Annotated in this window: 15 protein-coding genes and 1 rRNA gene; 4 read left to right on the forward strand and 12 right to left on the reverse strand. The window is 69.8% G+C overall.

Translation table 11 applies throughout. From position 1 onward, the window contains the following. Nucleotides 1–234: 234 nt before the first annotated feature. Nucleotides 235–1,753: ribosomal RNA gene (locus LCN96_RS36415) — 16S ribosomal RNA — on the reverse strand. A 733-nt stretch (nt 1,754–2,486) separates the two neighbouring features. Next, the gene (locus LCN96_RS36420; protein ID WP_225266958.1) at nt 2,487–2,930 is read right to left on the reverse strand and encodes a MarR family winged helix-turn-helix transcriptional regulator; all 444 of its coding nucleotides are present in this window, start codon (nt 2,928–2,930) and stop codon (nt 2,487–2,489) included. A gap of 117 nt (nt 2,931–3,047) precedes the next feature. Between LCN96_RS36420 and LCN96_RS36425 the strand changes: the two genes are divergently transcribed. From LCN96_RS36425 to LCN96_RS36435, 3 genes are all read left to right on the forward strand, one after another. Further along, nucleotides 3,048–3,431 (forward strand): PPOX class F420-dependent oxidoreductase, encoded by a 384-nt coding sequence (locus LCN96_RS36425; RefSeq protein WP_225266959.1) that lies wholly within the window; start codon nt 3,048–3,050, stop codon nt 3,429–3,431. Between the two features lie 16 nt (nt 3,432–3,447). Next, nucleotides 3,448–4,068 (forward strand): hypothetical protein, encoded by a 621-nt coding sequence (locus LCN96_RS36430; RefSeq protein ID WP_225266960.1) that lies wholly within the window; start codon nt 3,448–3,450, stop codon nt 4,066–4,068. A 254-nt stretch (nt 4,069–4,322) separates the two neighbouring features. Next, entirely contained in the window at nt 4,323–5,993 is a 1,671-nt protein-coding gene (locus tag LCN96_RS36435) for a glycosyltransferase family 39 protein (protein WP_225266961.1), read from the forward strand. Nucleotides 5,994–6,064: 71 nt separating this feature from the next. Here the strand turns inward: LCN96_RS36435 and tyrS are convergent, their stop codons facing one another. Then, nucleotides 6,065–7,333, reverse strand: a complete 1,269-nt coding sequence (gene tyrS, locus LCN96_RS36440; protein WP_225266962.1) for a tyrosine--tRNA ligase — start codon at nt 7,331–7,333, stop codon at nt 6,065–6,067. Between the two features lie 87 nt (nt 7,334–7,420). Between tyrS and LCN96_RS36445 the strand changes: the two genes are divergently transcribed. Further along, complete coding sequence (locus LCN96_RS36445; protein ID WP_225266963.1) at nt 7,421–7,822, forward strand: PH domain-containing protein; 402 nt, start codon at nt 7,421–7,423, stop codon at nt 7,820–7,822. On the opposite strand, the gene LCN96_RS36450 is transcribed toward LCN96_RS36445, so the two are convergent. From LCN96_RS36450 to argC, 9 genes are read right to left on the reverse strand one after another with little or no spacing between them, the layout of a single operon-like run. Beyond that, entirely contained in the window at nt 7,762–8,583 is an 822-nt protein-coding gene (locus LCN96_RS36450; protein ID WP_225266964.1) for a DNA-3-methyladenine glycosylase, read from the reverse strand. The two genes, LCN96_RS36445 and LCN96_RS36450, sit on opposite strands and share 61 nt — an antisense overlap. Then, a complete protein-coding gene (gene argH / locus LCN96_RS36455) occupies nt 8,565–9,986 on the reverse strand; it encodes an argininosuccinate lyase (protein ID WP_225266965.1) in 1,422 nt (473 codons plus the stop codon). Before argH ends, LCN96_RS36450 begins: the two co-directional genes overlap by 19 nt. Nucleotides 9,987–10,018: 32 nt before the next feature. Next, the gene (locus LCN96_RS36460; protein WP_225266966.1) at nt 10,019–11,218 is read right to left on the reverse strand and encodes an argininosuccinate synthase; all 1,200 of its coding nucleotides are present in this window, start codon (nt 11,216–11,218) and stop codon (nt 10,019–10,021) included. Nucleotides 11,219–11,238: 20 nt separating this feature from the next. Then, a complete protein-coding gene (locus LCN96_RS36465; protein WP_225266967.1) occupies nt 11,239–11,745 on the reverse strand; it encodes an arginine repressor in 507 nt (168 codons plus the stop codon). Further along, a complete protein-coding gene (gene argF, locus LCN96_RS36470; protein WP_225266968.1) occupies nt 11,742–12,665 on the reverse strand; it encodes an ornithine carbamoyltransferase in 924 nt (307 codons plus the stop codon). The genes LCN96_RS36465 and argF overlap by 4 nt, the downstream gene beginning before the upstream one ends. Next, a complete protein-coding gene (locus LCN96_RS36475; RefSeq protein WP_225266969.1) occupies nt 12,662–13,828 on the reverse strand; it encodes an acetylornithine transaminase in 1,167 nt (388 codons plus the stop codon). Before LCN96_RS36475 ends, argF begins: the two co-directional genes overlap by 4 nt. Beyond that, on the reverse strand, nt 13,825–14,700 hold the full coding sequence (gene argB, locus LCN96_RS36480) for an acetylglutamate kinase (RefSeq protein ID WP_225266970.1): 876 nt from the start codon (nt 14,698–14,700) through the stop codon (nt 13,825–13,827). The genes LCN96_RS36475 and argB overlap by 4 nt, the downstream gene beginning before the upstream one ends. Beyond that, nucleotides 14,697–15,848: a bifunctional glutamate N-acetyltransferase/amino-acid acetyltransferase ArgJ gene (gene argJ, locus LCN96_RS36485; RefSeq protein WP_225266971.1), complete on the reverse strand. Its 1,152-nt coding sequence runs from the start codon at nt 15,846–15,848 to the stop codon at nt 14,697–14,699. The genes argB and argJ overlap by 4 nt, the downstream gene beginning before the upstream one ends. Next, complete coding sequence (gene argC / locus LCN96_RS36490) at nt 15,845–16,882, reverse strand: N-acetyl-gamma-glutamyl-phosphate reductase (RefSeq protein ID WP_225266972.1); 1,038 nt, start codon at nt 16,880–16,882, stop codon at nt 15,845–15,847. Before argC ends, argJ begins: the two co-directional genes overlap by 4 nt. Nucleotides 16,883–16,962 lie beyond the last annotated feature (80 nt).

Below are 16,962 nucleotides of genomic sequence, written 5' to 3' on the forward strand. Positions count from 1 at the left end.
CAAACACCTGCGTGCCTGCTTGAGTGGTCCTGTCCCAGAAGAACCGGTCGCCCGTTTCCTCAGGACCCAACAGTGTGTCCAACCAGCCGGCACCCCCAGACGACCCCGTTCCCACTCCCCTTACGAGGCGGTACTAGCGGCCCGGCGATGCCTGCCGGTTGAGTAGCCAGTGCTCCACTAGTGAGCTGTCACCCCACCACACATTCGGCGGTGATAGGTGAGAGTGCTCCTTAGAAAGGAGGTGATCCAGCCGCACCTTCCGGTACGGCTACCTTGTTACGACTTCGTCCCAATCGCCAGCCCCACCTTCGACCGCTCCCCCCCTTACGGGTTGGGCCACGGGCTTCGGGTGTTGCCGACTTTCGTGACGTGACGGGCGGTGTGTACAAGGCCCGGGAACGTATTCACCGCAGCATTGCTGATCTGCGATTACTAGCGACTCCGACTTCATGGGGTCGAGTTGCAGACCCCAATCCGAACTGAGACCGGCTTTTAGGGATTCGCTCCACCTCACGGTATCGCAACCCTCTGTACCGGCCATTGTAGCATGTTTGCAGCCCAAGACATAAGGGGCATGATGACTTGACGTCATCCCCACCTTCCTCCGAGTTGACCCCGGCAGTCCCCCATGAGTCCCCAGCACGCCGAAGCGCCTGCTGGCAACATGGAGCAAGGGTTGCGCTCGTTGCGGGACTTAACCCAACATCTCACGACACGAGCTGACGACAGCCATGCACCACCTGTCACCCAGTCCGAAGAGGGCTCTGTCTCCAGAGCTTTCCGGGTGATGTCAAACCTTGGTAAGGTTCTTCGCGTTGCGTCGAATTAAGCAACATGCTCCGCCGCTTGTGCGGGCCCCCGTCAATTCCTTTGAGTTTTAGCCTTGCGGCCGTACTCCCCAGGCGGGGCGCTTAATGCGTTAGCTCCGGCACGGAGATCGTGGAAGATCCCCACACCTAGCGCCCAACGTTTACAGCGTGGACTACCAGGGTATCTAATCCTGTTCGCTCCCCACGCTTTCGCTCCTCAGCGTCAGGTAAGGCCCAGCAAGCCGCCTTCGCCACCGGTGTTCCTCCTGATATCTGCGCATTTCACCGCTACACCAGGAATTCCACTTGCCCCTACCTACCTCTAGCCGGCCCGTATCCACCGCAGACCCGCAGTTAAGCTGCGGGCTTTCACGGCAGACGCGACCAGCCACCTACGAGCTCTTTACGCCCAATAATTCCGGACAACGCTTGCGCCCTACGTATTACCGCGGCTGCTGGCACGTAGTTAGCCGGCGCTTCTTCTGCAGGTACACGTCAACTTCGTCCCTGCTGAAAGAGGTTTACAACCCGAAGGCCGTCATCCCCCACGCGGCGTCGCTGCGTCAGGCTTCCGCCCATTGCGCAATATTCCCCACTGCTGCCTCCCGTAGGAGTCTGGGCCGTGTCTCAGTCCCAGTGTGGCCGGTCGCCCTCTCAGGCCGGCTACCCGTCGTCGCCTTGGTAGGCCACTACCCCACCAACAAGCTGATAGGCCGCGAGCCCATCCCCGACCGAAAAACTTTCCACCACCACCCGATGCCGGAGGCGGTCGTATCCGGTATTAGACCCAGTTTCCCGGGCTTATCCCAGAGTCAGGGGCAGGTTGCTCACGTGTTACTCACCCGTTCGCCGCTCGAGTACCCCGAAGGGCCTTTCCGCTCGACTTGCATGTGTTAAGCACGCCGCCAGCGTTCGTCCTGAGCCAGGATCAAACTCTCCAAACAATGTCTGGATTATTCATCCGAGCAAAATCCATCAAGAATCATGTCTTGACGAGGTGTTGCATGAAAATCATGCACTGGCTTTTAACACACTGTTGAGTTCTCAAGAAACGGACGCGTACTTCCCGCTCAGATCCAGAATCCTGGACCTCAGCGCGGAGGCGCTATCTCGCTCTTCTCAACTTTATCAGATCGTCGTGCTTCGTGTCAAATCCAGGGACTTGACTGGAAGTGGTTCGATCTTCCAAAGTTGTGCGCCCCGTTTCCGAGGCAACCCTCGTAACTTACCGTGGCATCCGGCTCGTGTCGAATCAACCGATTTTCCGGTGACCCGAGCACGCCCAGAAGCCGCCCATGCGGGAGCACGCCGAAGCGGCTCTGCCGGGTTGGCTCGTTTGTTTCAAGGGGCTTGCCCTGGGGCCCGTCCGCCTGACCGGCGTCCGGCTCACTCCCGGGGCGAAGTGAAAGATTAGGTCGCGATTCGCGCGACGTCAAATCGCCCCGCGTGGCTCCGCTGACTTGGCCTCCGGACCGAGGTCATGGGCGGTGTGCGGGTGCAGCGCGTCATCACAGCGCCGACGCGGGCTCCGGCTTTGGCCCCATCGCTCCGGCCCGGCCCGTCGACGGCGGCACGGCCCTGGTGACGGCCTCACCGCTCCGACCCGACCGCGGCCTCACAGCTGGGCCGTGGTCCCTGCGGCCGCCTCACAGCTGGGCCGTGGTCCCGGTGCCAGCCTCACAGCTCGGACGTTGCCCTGGCGATGGCGTCGTGGCAACGGCCCAGCAGTTCCCTCAGCGTCTGCTGTTCCTCGGCGCTGAACTCGTCCGCGATGGCCTGCTCGATCACCACGGCCCGCTCGTCCGCCACCTCCAGCGCCGCCTGCCCCGCCTCCGTCAGCCGGGTCTCCAGGACGTTGCGGTGCCACGGATGTGGCGAGCGCTCGATCAGGCCGCGCTCCTCCAGGTTCTTGAGCACGACGGTCATGGCCTGCGGTGTGACCAGGCACGTCCGGGCGAGCGCCGCGCCCGAGATGCCGGGGCTGGCGGCGAGGGCGAGCAGGGCAGCGTACTGCGGGACGGTCAGGCCGGCCGGGCGGACGGCGGCCTGTTTGGCGGTGATCAGAGCCTGCTCGGCGCGCTTGATGTCGAGACCGAGCCGTTCGTCAGCAGGCATGCCCATGCGACGGAGCGTACAACCTCAGATAAGCATTCCAGTCTTGATAGTTATCAAAGCTTTGATATTGTCCCGGAATCCAAGCTGTCCCAAGGCCCCGCGAGGGCTGAGAGAAGGTCGTACGTGATCCCGGAAAGCCACCTTGACCTGCTGACCCGTCCGCTGTTCGCGCACCTGGCGACGATCGCCCCCGACGGCACCCCCCACGTGAACCCGGTCTGGACGATCTGGGACGGCGAGCACCTGCGGTTCACCACCACGACGGATCGCCGCAAGTGCCGCAACGTGCGGCAGAACCCGAACGTCTCGGTCTCCATCAACGACCCCGAGCAGCCGTACCGTTATGTGGAGATCCGCGGTGTCGTCGAGCGAGTGGAGCCTGACCCGTCGGGTGACTTCTTCGACGTGCTGGCCGACCGCTACGGATTGACGTACGACCGGCCCGTCGGCGACGCCGAGCGGCGGGTGGTGATCGTTATGAAGCCGACACGCACCACTCAGCAGTGACGCGGAGGTGAGCCGGATGGGTTCGGCGGCGATCGGGGTGCGGGACCACTGCGGGTGGGCGGTGCTGGTGGCCGTGACCGGCGGGCACGAGCGGCCCGAGGTGCTGATGCGTGAGCGGGTCACGCTGCTCGACGATCCCGCCCTGCCCGACCAGCCCTATCACGCCGCCGTCGGGCTCGGCGCCGCCGCTGGGCTCGGCGCCGGCGCGGCCGGTGAGCTGATCGCGCTGGTCGAACGATCCGCCCGTACGGCCGCCGGCCGGGCCCTCGGCACGGCGGCCAGGGCCTTGGCCGAGGCCGGGCACCACGTGCGTGGCGTGGCGCTCGACCTGGGTGCGGTCGGGGCGGGGCGGATGGTGTTGCCCGGCGAGCTGGCCGAGGTGCTCGCCAAGCATCACTACCTGCACGGAGCCGAGGGTGAGCTTTACCACGAGGCGCTGGTGGAGGCGGCGGGCGGCGTGGGGCTGGCGGTGAGCCGGTACGACTTCAAACGGCTGCGCGAGACCGCCGCCCAGGTTCTCGGCCCCGAGGTGCCGGCACGGGTGGACGCTCTACGTGCGCGGGTCGGCACGCCGTGGACCCGTGATCACAAGGATGCCGCGCTGGGCGCTCTGCTGGTGCTCCACGCCCGCGAGTGATGCCCCTGTTGGTGCTCCACGCCCGCGAGTGACGCCCCTACTGGTGCTCGACGCATGCAAGTGGCCTCCCCTGCTGGTGCTCGACGCCGACAAGTGACATCCGCAATGCCCCGGTCGGAGGTCGGAGGTCTGATCAGCCGGATGTCGCTGATGCCCCTCTTGCGAGGTCAGGAGGCCTTTCGCGCAGTAACTTCATGGGCGGCCGAATGATCACATTAGCCATCTATCCGGCACATCGCGCGTATCCTGCCCCGGTGACCACTGCCGCCACACTCGCTCCTCCAGCCCGCCGCCCTGCCGAACGGCCGCACACCTCGCCTCCCTGGTGGATGGCGCTGGTGGGCGCGGTGGCCGGGTTCTCCGGGACGGGTTCCGCCACGCTCAACGGCGACGAACTCGCGACGATCAGTGCCGCTTCGCGTTCGTTGTCCGGGATGTTTGAGCTGGCCCGCCACATCGACGGGCACTTCCTGCCCTACTACCTGTTCATGCACTTCTGGGCGAAGGCCGGCACGTCGGAGCTGTGGCTGCGGCTGCCGTCGGCGGTGGCGATCGGGGTGGCGGCCTGGTTCCTGGTCGATCTGGGACGGCGGTTGCACAGCACGCGGGCCGGGGTGATCGCCGCCGGGATCTTCGCGATCCTGCCGTCCGTGTCCTATTACGGGGCGTTCGCCAGGTCGTACGCTTTCGCGGCGGCCGCGGTCGTGTTCTCGTTCTGGGCGCTGCACCGCGCTGTGGAGCGGCCGGGAGTGGTCCGGCGGTGGGTGCTGTACGGGGTGGCGGTGGCGCTCGTCTGCTCCACGCATCTGTTCGCGGTGCTCGTGCTGCCTGCTCAACTGCTGCTCCTGCGGCGGGCGGTGGCGGTGCGGATGCTGGCGGCGCTGGCCGTGGGGTGTGTGCCCGCCGCTGTGCTGGGGTTGATCGGGTACGGGGAGCGGCATGCGATCAGCTGGATTCCGGAGCGGGGGCCGGAGGTGTGGCTGAAGTTCCCGAAGATGGCCTCGGGTGCCACCGCGCTGGGGGTCGTGTTGTTCGCGATGGCGCTGGCCGGGGCGGTGGTGCTGTGGCGGACGGCGCGCAGGGCCGACCAAGCGAGCGCGACCGACCAAGCGAGCGCGACCGAGAAGGCGAGCGCGGCCGAGAAGGCGAGCGCGACCGAGAAGGCGAGCGCGGCCGAGAAGGCGAGCGCGGCCGAGAAGGCGAGCGCGGCCGAGAAGGCGAGCGCGGCCGACCAAGCGAGCGGAGTCGGCAGAGCGAGCGGAGTCGACAAGGCTAGTGGAACCGAAAAGGCGGGCGGGGCCGACAAGGTGTGGGCGCCGGTGCTGGCCGGGTGGCTGGTGCTGCCTCCGGTGCTGCTGCTCGCGGTGTCGTTGCTCGTGACCCCGGCCTACGTGGACCGCTACCTGTTCGTGACCGCTCCCGCACTGGCGCTGCTGGCCGGGCTGGCGGTGGCCGGACTGCCCCGGTTCCAGGGGGTGGCGGCGGTCCTGGTGGTGGCCGTCGGTTTCGGGTTGGCGTTCTCCGAGCACGCGGAGGTACGTGAGGAGAACGGGCGGTTCGAGAACATCCCGTGGGCGCTCCGGGTGATCAAGGCCGAGCCGGAGGACGCGATCGTCTACGGGCAGAGTCAGTTGCGTGCCGGGTTCGAGTACTACGCCGACTCGCTCATGCCGGTGGACGTGTTGCTGGCGGGCAGCGCGCCGGACCCCGATGGGTTCGGGTATCCGGAGGGGTCGGATGTCTCGGGCGCGCTGGAAGGGCGCGAGCGGGTTTGGGTCGTGTGGCGGGGGACGAAGCAGGCGGGGCTGAACAATGACTCCATCGCCAGGGTCGGGCAGGTGGAGCAGGCCGGGTTCGAGCTGAGCGTGGCCAAGCACTCGGGCGATCTGCCGGGGCTGACGGTGGCGTTGTTCACCCGCCGGTGAGCCGTGCGGGACGTCCACATGGAAACGGGCCCTTCGTAGCGCGAAGGGCCCGTTGTATGAGGTGAGGGACGTCAGCCGACCGTGACGCCGCCGATCGACTTCTTACCGCGCCGCAGCACCATGAACCGCCCGTGCAGCAGGTCATCGGCCCCCGGCACGTACGCCTCGTCGGTGATCTTCTGGTTGTTCAGGTAGGCGCCGCCCTCCTTGACCGCGCGCCGGGCCGCCGACTTCGACTCGACCAGCCCGCTGTCGGCGAGCAGGTCGACGAACGAGGCGCCGAGCGCGGGCACGGTGGCCTTGGGCACCTCGGCCAGCGCCGCTTCGAGGGTCGAGGCGGGCAGCTCCTCCAGGGCGCCCTGGCCGAACAGGGCCTTGGAGGCGGCGATGACCGCGTCCAGCTCCTCCCGGCCGTGCAGCAGCTCGGTGAGCTCCTCGGCCAGCGTGCGCTGGGCCTCGCGGGCGAAGGGCCGCTCGGCCACGGCCTTCTCCAGGACCTCGATCTCCTCGCGCGAGCGGAACGTGAACACCTTGAGGTAGTGGATCACGTCACGGTCGTCGGAGTTGAGGAAGTACTGGTAGAACGCGTACGGCGAGGTCATGGCCGGGTCGAGCCAGAGCGCGCCGCCCGCCGTCTTGCCGAACTTGGTGCCGTCGGCCTTGGTGATCAGCGGCAGCGTCATCGCGTGGACGTGCGCGCCCTCGACGCGGCGGATCAGGTCGGCCCCGGCGGTGATGTTGCCCCACTGGTCGCTGCCGCCGATCTGCAGCGTGCAGTTGTGCCGCCGGTAGAGCTCCAGGTAGTCGTTGGACTGCAGGATCTGGTAGCTGAACTCGGTGTAGCTCAGCCCCTCTCCCGCCAGCCGCGCGGAGACCGACTCCCTGGCCAGCATGCGGTTGACCGGGAAGTGCTTGCCGATGTCGCGCAGGAAGGCGATGGCGCTCAGCTCGCCGGTCCAGTCGAGGTTGCTGACCAGGCGGGCCGCGTTCGGCCGGGACTCGTCGAAGTCGAGGAACCTGCCGACCTGGCCGCGCAGGCGCTCCACCCACTCGGCGACGATCTCGGTGGAGTTCAGCGAGCGCTCGGTGTTACGGCCGCTCGGGTCGCCGATCAGTCCGGTGGCGCCGCCGACCAGGCCGATCGGGTTGTGCCCGGCGAGCTGGAGGCGGCGCAGCGTCAGCAGCGGCACGAAGTGGCCGATGTGCAGGGACGGCGCGGTGGGGTCGAAGCCGGAATAGACCGTGATCGGTGCCTTCGCCATGGACGCGCGCAGCGCGTCGAGGTCGGTGGACTGGGCGATCAGGCCTCGCCACGCGAGGTCGTCAAGGATGTCGGTCACGGTGATCTGGCTTTCCTGTTCGGATGCGGATGCCTTTAGCCTGCCCGATCGGTGCGCATGCGCGCCACTTGGATACGCTGGGTGTCCATGTGGAGGGTCCGTCGCGAGCTGGCTGTTTTCAAGATCTTAGGGGCTCTGGTATGTGCCGGGCTCGCCGTTTACTGGTGGTTCGAGGGCGATTTCCGGGGTGTGGTCCTGGCCGTCCCCGCGGCCGTGCTGGTGGGCGCGATGGGGCTGCGTGACGTGCTCGTCCCCGTACGGCTGGCGGCCGACCCGAGCGGCATCACCGTGGTGCACGGGTACGCGGGCAAGCTGCACGTGCCGTGGGAGTCGATCTGGGACATCAAGGTGGACGTGCGCAGGCGCTGGGGGCTGCGCAGCGAGATGCTGGAGATCGACACCGGCGACAACCTGCACATCTTCAGCCCTCACGACCTGGGCACCTCCCCCACGGAGGTGGCTGCGGCGCTGCGGCGGCGCGGGGTGTGAGCACGGTAGGGCGAGACGGTGCCGTCGCCGTCGATCCAGAACCGCCAGGGCGTGTCCTTGGCCGTCGAGACGCCGGTGCGCGGGCCTGACCTGATCAGGTCCGGGTCGGCGGGCCGGCCTTCGAGGATGGCGGCCGACTGGTGAGGTCTGCCGGCGGGTGAGCCCTCGATGACGGCGTCGAGGCCGTTGTGCTCGCGGAGCAGGCCGAGGGCGACCGCCAGCCGTGCGGGGCCGCGCGCCAGGTCACGGTCGGCGATGTGCTTGCCGACCGGCCGAGCGTCACCGGCCAGGGCGGCCTCGCCGGCCAACCGGGCGTCACCGGTCCCGGACGAGGCGGGTGGCCGGGCGTCACCCGTCCCGGACGAGGTGGGCTTGCCCGAGCGGCGCGCCCGAGCCTCCGACACACCCGCGACCACCTCCCCCGCCCGCAGCAACACCGCGGAGCCCGAGCCCTCCGGCAGGCAGACGAGGTTCGCGCAGAAGTGCATCCCGTAGGTGAAGTACACGTACAGATGCCCCGGCGCCCCGAACATGACCGCGTTGCGAGGCGTCTTGCCCCGGTACGTATGCGCCGCCGGATCCTCGCCCGGCCCGCCGTACGCCTCGACCTCGGTCAGGCGTACGGCGACGGGCCCGTGCACGAGCACCCGCCCGAGCAGGTCGGGTGCCACCTCGTGGGACGGCCGGTCGAAGAAGCTCCGCGGCAGCGGCGCCGGGCTGAGCGACCCGCCGCGCTCGAAGCTCAGCTCCCCGCGGCCCATGCCGCCTGCGCGTCGACCGCCTCGCGCAGCGCGATGAGCTGGTCGCGGACGCGGTCGGGCGCGGTGCCGCCGTGGGCCTTGCGGGCGGCCAGGGCGCCGGGCACGCTGAGGACGTCGCGCACGTCGGGCGTCAGGTGCGGCGAGACCTTGGCCAGCTCGTCGTCGGTGAGCTCGCCGAGGTCCTTGTCGTTGACCTGGCACCACACGACGAGGTGGCCGACGGCCTCGTGCGCGTCGCGGAACGGCACCCCGCGCCGGACGAGCAGCTCGGCCAGGTCGGTGGCCAGGGCGTAGCCGTCGGGGGCCGAGGCCTCCATGCGCGCGGTGTTGACCCGCATGGTGGCGACCAGCCCGGCCATCGCGGGCAGGACGAGCAGCAGCGTGTCGACCGCGTCGAACACCGGCTCCTTGTCCTCCTGGAGGTCGCGGTTGTAGGTCAGCGGCAGGCCCTTGAGCGTGGTCAGCAGCGCCATCAGGTTGCCGATGAGCCGCCCGGACTTGCCGCGGGCCAGCTCGGCCACGTCGGGGTTCTTCTTCTGCGGCATGATCGAGGAGCCGGTGGAGTAGGCGTCGTCCATCTCGATCCAGCGGAACTCCTGCGAGGCCCACAGGACGATCTCCTCGCCCAGCCGCGACAGGTGCACGCCGATCATGGCCGCGTCGAACAGGAACTCGGCGGCGAAGTCGCGGTCGGCGACGGCGTCCATCGAGTTGGGCGCGGCGGCGGAGAAGCCCAGCTCCTGCGCGACGGCCTGCGGGTCGAGCGGCAGCGAGGAGCCCGCCAGGGCGCCGGAGCCGAGCGGGGAGATCGCGGCGCGCTTGTCCCAGTCGGTGATCCGGTCGATGTCGCGGGCGAAGGCGTGCACGTGGGCCAGCAACTGATGACCGAACGAGACCGGCTGCGCGTGCTGCAGGTGGGTCATGCCGGGCGCGGCCGTCTCGGCGTGCTGCTCGGCCTGCGTCATCAGCGCGGTCTCCAGCTCGACCAGCCGGGAGACGACGCTGCGCGCGTGGTCACGCAGGTACAGGCGCAGGTCGGTGGCGATCTGGTCGTTGCGCGAGCGGCCGGCGCGCAGCTTGCCGCCGAGCGAGCCGAGCCGCTCCAGCAGGCCGCGCTCCAGCGCGGTGTGCACGTCCTCGTCGGCGACCGTCGGCCGGAACTCGCCCGCCTTGCAGGCCTGCTCCAGGTCGTCGAGCGCGCCGATCATGCGCTCGAGCTCGTCGGCGGTGAGCAGCCCCGCTCTGTGCAGCACGCGGGCGTGCGCCCTGGACGCCGCCAGGTCGTACGGCACCAGCCGCCAGTCGAAGTGCACACTCACCGACAGCCGGGCCAGCGCGTCGGACGGGCCGCTCTCGAAGCGCCCGCCCCACAGCCGCATCGGCTTGCCATCACTCACCGTCATCTCCTTCGCGTCCCCCGAGACCATAGTGCAACTCAGCCCTTCCTCGTGTCCCGGGCCGCCGCGATCTTAGCGGGGAGGGAGAACAGCTGGACGAAGCCCTTCGCCAGGGATTGGTCGAAGGTGTCGCCCGTGTCGTACGTGGCGAGCGAGAAGTCGTACAGGGAGTCCACGGAGCGGCGGCCGGTCACGGTCGCCCTGCCGCCGTGGAGCGTCATCCTGATGTCGCCGTTGACGTGCTGCTGCGCGTCGGCGATGAGCGCGTCGAGCGCGCTCTTGAGCGGGGAGAACCACAGGCCGTCGTAGACGAGCTCGCTCCAGCGCTGGTCCACGCCGCGCTTGAAGCGGGCCAGGTCGCGCTCGACGGTGACGTTCTCCAGCTCCATGTGCGCGGCGATGAGAGCGATGGCGCCCGGCGCCTCGTACACCTCGCGCGACTTGATGCCCACCAGGCGATCCTCGACCATGTCGATGCGGCCGACGCCCTGCGCGCCGGCGCGCCGGTTGAGCTCCTCGACGACCTGGTACGGCGTGAGCGTCCGCCCGTCGAGCTGTACGGGCACGCCCCGCTCGAAGGTGATCACCACTTCGTCGGGCTCGCGCGGCTGCGCCGGGTCGGCGGTGTAGGAGTAGACCTCTTCGGTGGGGCCGTTCCAGATGTCCTCCAGGAAGCCGGTCTCGACGGCGCGGCCCCAGAGGTTCTGGTCGATGGAGAACGGGTTCCGCTTCGAGGTCTCGATGGGCAGGCCCTTGGCCTCGGCGTACTCGATGGCCTTGTCACGCGTCCAGGCGAAGTCCCTGGCGGGGGCGATGACCCGCAGGTCGGGGGCGAGGGCGGCCAGGCCGGCCTCGAAGCGCACCTGGTCGTTGCCCTTGCCGGTGCAGCCGTGGGAGACGATCGTGCCGCCGAACCGCTTGGCCGCCGAGACCAGGTGCTTGACGATCAGCGGGCGCGACAGCGAGGAGACCAGCGGGTAGCGGTCCATGTAGAGGGCGTTGGCCTGCAGGGCGGGCACGCAGAAGTCGGCGGCGAACTCGTCCTTGGCGTCCACCACGACGGACTCGACGGCGCCGCAGTCGAGTGCACGCTTCTGGATGACGTCCATCTCCTCGCCGCCCTGGCCGAGGTCCACGGCGACGGCCACGACCTCGGCGTTCATCTTCTCGGCGAGGTACGGGATGGCTACCGAGGTGTCGAGGCCGCCTGAGTAGGCGAGCACCACTCTTTCGGGCATTTTCCCATCTCCAAAGTCTTCTAGCTTCGCCGGTCGGCGATCTTCAGCAGCGCCTCGGCCAGCGCCTGACCACCCGTCGGGTCGCGGCTGATCACCAGGATGGTGTCGTCGCCCGCGACCGTGCCGAGGATCGACTCCCAGTCGGCGTGGTCGATGGCCGAGGCGAGGAACTGCGCCGCGCCCGGCGGTGTCCGTACGATGACCAGGTTGGCCGAGGCCTCCGCGCCGACGAGCAGCTCCTCCGCGATGCGGTGCAGGCGGGCGGCCGGGCTCTCGCCGCTGCCCAGGCGGGTCAGCGGGATGCGGCCGCCGCCCTCGCCGGGCAGCGCGTACACCAGGGAGCCGTCGTCGGCGCGCAGCTTGAGCGCGCCGAGCTCGTCGAGGTCACGCGAGAGCGTGGCCTGGGTGACCTCCACCCCGCTCTCGGCGAGCAGCTTGGCCAGCTCGGGCTGGGAGCGCACGGCCTTCCGCTGCAGCAGGTCGGTGATCTTCGCCTGCCGCGCGGCCTTGGTCATCGGGATCATCATGGCCGTGAGACTAGCCAGTGCAGCAGGGCCTTCTGAGCGTGCAACCGGTTCTCCGCCTGGTCCCACACCACGCTCCGGGGCCCGTCGAGCACCTCGGGGGTGATCTCGTAGCCGCGGTAGGCGGGCAGGCAGTGCAGCACGATCGCCTCGGGCGCGGCGTGCCCGAGCAACTCGGAGTTCACCTGGTACGGCATGAGCGCGGCCACCCTCTCCTCCTTGCCGTCCTGGCCCATCGAAACCCAGGTGTCGGTGGCGATCACGTGCGCGCCCTCGGCGGCGGCGGCCGGGTCGGACAGCGCCACCACCGAGCCGCCCGTCCTGGCGGCGATGGCGGCGGCCTGGTCGAGGATGACCGCGTCGGGCTGGTAGCCGGCCGGGGCGGCGATGCGTACGTGCATGCCGGCCGTGGCGCCGCCGAGCAGGTAGGAGTGGGCCATGTTGTTGGCGCCGTCGCCGACGTAGGTGAGCGTCAGCCCGGCGGTGCGGCCCAGCCGCTCCTGGACGGTCTGCAGGTCGGCCAGGATCTGGCAGGGGTGGAACTCGTCGGTGAGCGCGTTGACGACCGGCACCCGGGAGTGGGCGGCCATCTCGTCGATCAGCTCCTGGCCGGTGGTGCGCCAGACGATGGCGGCCACCTGCCGGTCGAGCACCCGGGCGAGGTCGGCGGTGGGCTCGCCGCGGCCCATGAGGACCGAGACGTTGTCCACGATCAGCGGCAGGCCGCCGAGCTCGCCGATGCCGGTGTGGAAGGAGACGCGGGTCCTGGCCGACGGCTTGTCGAACAGGACGGCGACGCTCTGCGGGCCCTCGAAGGGCCGGTAGCCGAACCGGTCCTTCTTCATGGCGGCGGCGAGGTCGAGCACCTCCCCCTGCTCGGCGGGCGTGAGGTCGTCGTCCCTCAGGAAGTGTCTGACGGTCATTTGGCTGCCTCCGACAGGATCGCGGGGAAGGCGGACACGAACGCGTCCACTTCTTCGGCCGTCACGACGAGCGGGGGGGCGATGCGCACGGCGTCCGGTTGCAGGGCGTTGACCAGGAAGCCGGCGTTCGCTGCGGCCTGCTGAACCTCGGCGGAGCGGGGCTCGGCCAGCACCGCGGCCAGCCACAGGCCGCGCCCGCGCACGCCCTTCAGCAGCGGGTGCGAGACCGCCTCCAGCCCGCCGCGCAGCCGCGCGGCGACCGTCCTGACGTGGTCGAGGTCGAGGTTGTCGAGCACGGCCAGCGCCGCGGCGCAGGAGACCGGGTTGCCGCCGAAGGTCGAGCCGTGGTCGCCCTTCTCGAACAGCCTGCCCACGTCGCCGAAGCCGACGCAGGCGCCGATCGGCAGGCCGCCGCCCAAGCCCTTGGCCAGCGTGAGGATGTCGGGGGTGACGCCGTCGGCCTGGTGCGCGAACCAGTGCCCCGAGCGGCCGATGGCCGACTGGATCTCGTCGGCGACCAGCAGCGCGCCGGTGGAGTCGCAGATCTCGCGGGCGGCCTCGAAGTAGCCGTCGGGCGGCGGCACCACGCCGGCCTCGCCCTGGGTGGGCTCCAGGAAGAGCGCGATGCAGTCGCCGGTCACGGCCTCCTTGAGCGCGTCGGCGTCGCCGTAAGGGACGAACCGGACAGGCACCGGGAACGGGCCGAACTGGTCGCGGATGGACTTCTTGCCCGTCAGGGACAGGGCGCCGATCGTGCGGCCGTGGAAGCCGTTCTCGGCGGCCACGAAGTAGGAGCGGCCCTCGCGCCTGCCGTACTTGAGGGCGAGCTTGTAGGCGGCCTCGTTGGCCTCGGTGCCGGAGTTGGCGAGGAACACCCTGGCGGGGGCGTCGAGCAGGGTGCGCAGCCGCTCGGCCAGCAGCACCTCGGGCTCGTGCAGGAACAGGTTGCTGGTGTGCGCGATGGTGGCGACCTGCTTGGAGACGGCCTCGACCAGGGCCGGGTGGGCGTGGCCGAGCGAGCTGGTCGCGATGCCGGCGATGAAGTCGAGGTACTCCTTGCCGTCCACGTCCCACACGCGGGAGCCCTCGCCTCGTGCCAGGGCGACCGGGGGGACGCCGTAGTTGGGCATGAAGACGTCTTCGAACCTTTCGAACAGGCTCATGAGGGCATCACCATCGTTCCGATTCCTTCATTGGTGAAGATCTCCAGCAGCAGGGAGTGCGGCACGCGGCCGTCGAGGACGTGGGCCTGCGGCACCCCGCCCTGCACGGCCGTGAGGCACGCCTCCATCTTCGGCACCATGCCGCTGGACAGGGTGGGCATCATCGCTTCGAGCTCGTCGGCGGTGAGCAGGTCGATCACGTCGGTGTCGTCGGGCCAGCCGGCGTACAGGCCCTCGACGTCGGTCAGCACGATCAGCTTCTGCGCCTGGAGCGCCACGGCCAGCGCGGCGGCGGCGGTGTCGGCGTTGACGTTGTAGATCTCTCCGTCGTCGCTCCTGGCGACGCTGGAGATGACCGGGATGCGGCCGTTGTCGAGCAGGGCGTGCACGGCGCCGGGGTCGACCTTGATGATCTCGCCGACCTGGCCGATGTCGACCGGCTCGCCGTCCACGACGGCGTGCTTGCGCACGGCCGTGAACAGGTGGGCGTCCTCGCCTGACATGCCGACGGCGAACGGGCCGTGCCGGTTGACCAGGCCCACGATGTCGCGGTTGACCTGGCCGGTGAGCACCATCCGGACGATCTGCATGGCCTCGGGCGTGGTGACCCGCAGGCCGGCGGTGAAGGTGGACTCGATGCCGGCCTTGTCGAGGGCGTCGCTGATCTGCGGGCCGCCGCCGTGCACGACGACGGGGCGCAGCCCGGCCTGGTGCAGGAAGACGACGTCCTCGGCGAAGCCAGCCTTGAGGTTCTCCTCGGTCATGGCGTTGCCACCGTACTTGATGACGACGGTCGCGCCGTGGAAGCGCGTCAGCCAGGGCAGCGCTTCAATCAGCGCCTCGGCCTTGGTCTGCGCGGTGGTCAGCCTCATGAGGAGTACGCCGAGTTCTCGTGCACGTAGTCGGCGGTGAGGTCGGTGGTGTGCACGGTCGCGGTGTGCGGGCCGGCCGACAGGTCGATGGTGATCGTCACGTCGCGGGGGCGCATGTCCACCTTGGCGCGGTCGTCGCCGACGGCGCCGCCGCGGCAGATCCAGATGCCGTTGATGGCGACGTTGAGCCGGTCGGGCTCGAACACCGCGTCGGTGGTGCCGACGGCGGCCAGGACGCGGCCCCAGTTGGGGTCCTCGCCGTGGATGGCGCACTTGAGCAGGTTGGAGCGGGCCACGGAGCGGCCGACCTTGACCGCGTCGGCCTCGGAGGCGGCGCCGACCACCTCGATGGCGATGGCCTTGGAGGCGCCCTCGGCGTCCACCAGGAGCTGCCTGGCCAGGTCGGCGCAGACCTCGGTCACCCGCTGCTCGAACTCGGCCAGGTCGGGCTGGACGCCGGCGGCGCCGCTGGCCAGCAGCAGCACGGTGTCGTTGGTGGACATGCAGCCGTCGGTGTCGAGCCGGTCGAAGGTCACCGAGGTGGCCCGGCGCAGCACCGCGTCGAGCTGCTCGCCGGTCAGGTCGGCGTCGGTGGTGATCACGCACAGCATGGTGGCCAGCGCGGGGGCGAGCATGCCCGCGCCCTTGGCCATGCCGCCGACCATGTAGCCGGTGCCGCGCTTGAAGGAGATCTTGGAGACGGTGTCGGTGGTGCGGATGGCGTCGGCGGCGGCCAGGCCGCCGTCGCGGGAGAGCTGGCCCGCCGCGGTCTCGACGCCGGACAGCAGCTCGTCCATCGGCAGCCGCTCACCGATCAGGCCGGTGGAGCAGACCGCGATCTCGCCCGCGGAGTCCTCCAGCGCCGCGGCGACCTTCTCCGCGGTGGCGTGGGTGTCCTGGAAGCCCTCGGGCCCGGTGCAGGCGTTGGCTCCGCCGGAGTTGAGCACCACGGCTCGCAGCCGCCCGCCCGCGAGAACCTGCTGCGACCACAACACGGGGGCGGCCTTCACGCGGTTGGCGGTGAAGACGCCCGCGGCGGCGCGGCTGGGCCCGTCGTTGACGACGAGGGCCAGGTCGCGGGCGCCGCCGGATTTGATCCCGGCGGCGACACCCGCGGCCCGGAAGCCCAGGGGGGCGGTAACACTCATGGAGCAACTCCTGTCGTGGGGAGGCCGAGCTCTTCCGGCAGGCCGAGGGCGAGGTTCACGCTCTGCAGGGCGCCCCCGGCGGTGCCCTTGGTGAGGTTGTCGATGGCGATGACGGCGACCACGCGGTTCGCGCGCGGGTCGAGCGTCACCTGCAGCGCCGCGGTGTTGGCGCCGTAGGTCATGGAGGTGGCGGGCCACAGGCCCTCGGGCAGGAGCCGGACGAACGGCTCGTCCTTCAGCGCGACCTCGTACGCCGACCGCAGCGACTCCCGGGTGAGGCCGGGAGCGGCGGGGGCGGAGCAGGTGGCCAGGATGCCGCGGCTCATGGGCGCCAGGGTCGGGGTGAACGACACCCGGACGGGCGTGCCGGCGACGGCCGACAGGCCCTGCTCCATCTCGGGGGTGTGCCGGTGCACGCCGCCGACGCCGTACGCGCTGACCGAGCCCATGACCTCGCTGCCCAGCAGGTTGGGCTTGAGCGACTTGCCGGCGCCGCTCGTGCCGCTGGCGGCCACCACGACCACGTCGGGCCCGGCCAGGCCGGCGGCGAACGCGGGCGTCAGGGCGAGCAGCACGGAGGTCGGGTAGCAGCCGGGCACGGCGATGCGCTTGGCGCCCTTGAGCACCTCGCGCTGGCCGGGCAGCTCGGGCAGGCCGTAGGGCCAGGTGCCGGCGTGCTCGCCGCCGTAGAACTCCTGCCAGGCGGCCGGGTCGCTGAGCCGGTGGTCGGCGCCGCAGTCGACCACCACCGTGTCCTCACCGAGCTGGGCGGCGACGGCGCCGGAGTGGCCGTGCGGCAGCGCCAGGAAGACCACGTCGTGGCCGGCGAGAGCCGCTGCCGTGGTGTCCTCGATCACCCGGCCGGCGAGCTGCGGCAGGTGGGGCTGGTGGGCGCCGAGGCGGCTGCCGGCGCTGGAGGCGGCGGTGAGCGCGCCGATCTCGAACTCGGGGTGCGCGAGCAGGAGGCGGAGCAGCTCCCCTCCCGCGTAGCCGCTGGCTCCCGCGACCGCTGCCCTCAATGCGACCCCCTGCATAGTTATGCATCAACACTCATGACCTTGCTTGTGAAGATGATGCACTCTAGAGGATGAACATGCAAGCCAGAGCGGCTGCG

This window comes from Nonomuraea gerenzanensis, assembly GCF_020215645.1.
GTDB lineage: Bacteria > Actinomycetota > Actinomycetes > Streptosporangiales > Streptosporangiaceae > Nonomuraea > Nonomuraea gerenzanensis.

What these genes read in the sequence shown, in the direction of transcription:
- LCN96_RS36420 (WP_225266958.1), bottom strand. Translation starts at nt 2,930, where the DNA reads ATGGGCATGCCTGCTGACGAACGGCTCGGTCTCGACATCAAGCGCGCC.
- LCN96_RS36430 (WP_225266960.1), top strand. Translation starts at nt 3,448, where the DNA reads ATGGGTTCGGCGGCGATCGGGGTGCGGGACCACTGCGGGTGGGCGGTG.
- LCN96_RS36445 (WP_225266963.1), top strand. Translation starts at nt 7,421, where the DNA reads ATGTGGAGGGTCCGTCGCGAGCTGGCTGTTTTCAAGATCTTAGGGGCT.
- LCN96_RS36450 (WP_225266964.1), bottom strand. Translation starts at nt 8,583, where the DNA reads ATGGGCCGCGGGGAGCTGAGCTTCGAGCGCGGCGGGTCGCTCAGCCCG.
- argH (WP_225266965.1), bottom strand. Translation starts at nt 9,986, where the DNA reads ATGACGGTGAGTGATGGCAAGCCGATGCGGCTGTGGGGCGGGCGCTTC.
- LCN96_RS36460 (WP_225266966.1), bottom strand. Translation starts at nt 11,218, where the DNA reads ATGCCCGAAAGAGTGGTGCTCGCCTACTCAGGCGGCCTCGACACCTCG.
- LCN96_RS36465 (WP_225266967.1), bottom strand. Translation starts at nt 11,745, where the DNA reads ATGATGATCCCGATGACCAAGGCCGCGCGGCAGGCGAAGATCACCGAC.
- argF (WP_225266968.1), bottom strand. Translation starts at nt 12,665, where the DNA reads ATGACCGTCAGACACTTCCTGAGGGACGACGACCTCACGCCCGCCGAG.
- LCN96_RS36475 (WP_225266969.1), bottom strand. Translation starts at nt 13,828, where the DNA reads ATGAGCCTGTTCGAAAGGTTCGAAGACGTCTTCATGCCCAACTACGGC.
- argB (WP_225266970.1), bottom strand. Translation starts at nt 14,700, where the DNA reads ATGAGGCTGACCACCGCGCAGACCAAGGCCGAGGCGCTGATTGAAGCG.
- argJ (WP_225266971.1), bottom strand. Translation starts at nt 15,848, where the DNA reads ATGAGTGTTACCGCCCCCCTGGGCTTCCGGGCCGCGGGTGTCGCCGCC.
- argC (WP_225266972.1), bottom strand. Translation starts at nt 16,882, where the DNA reads ATGCAGGGGGTCGCATTGAGGGCAGCGGTCGCGGGAGCCAGCGGCTAC.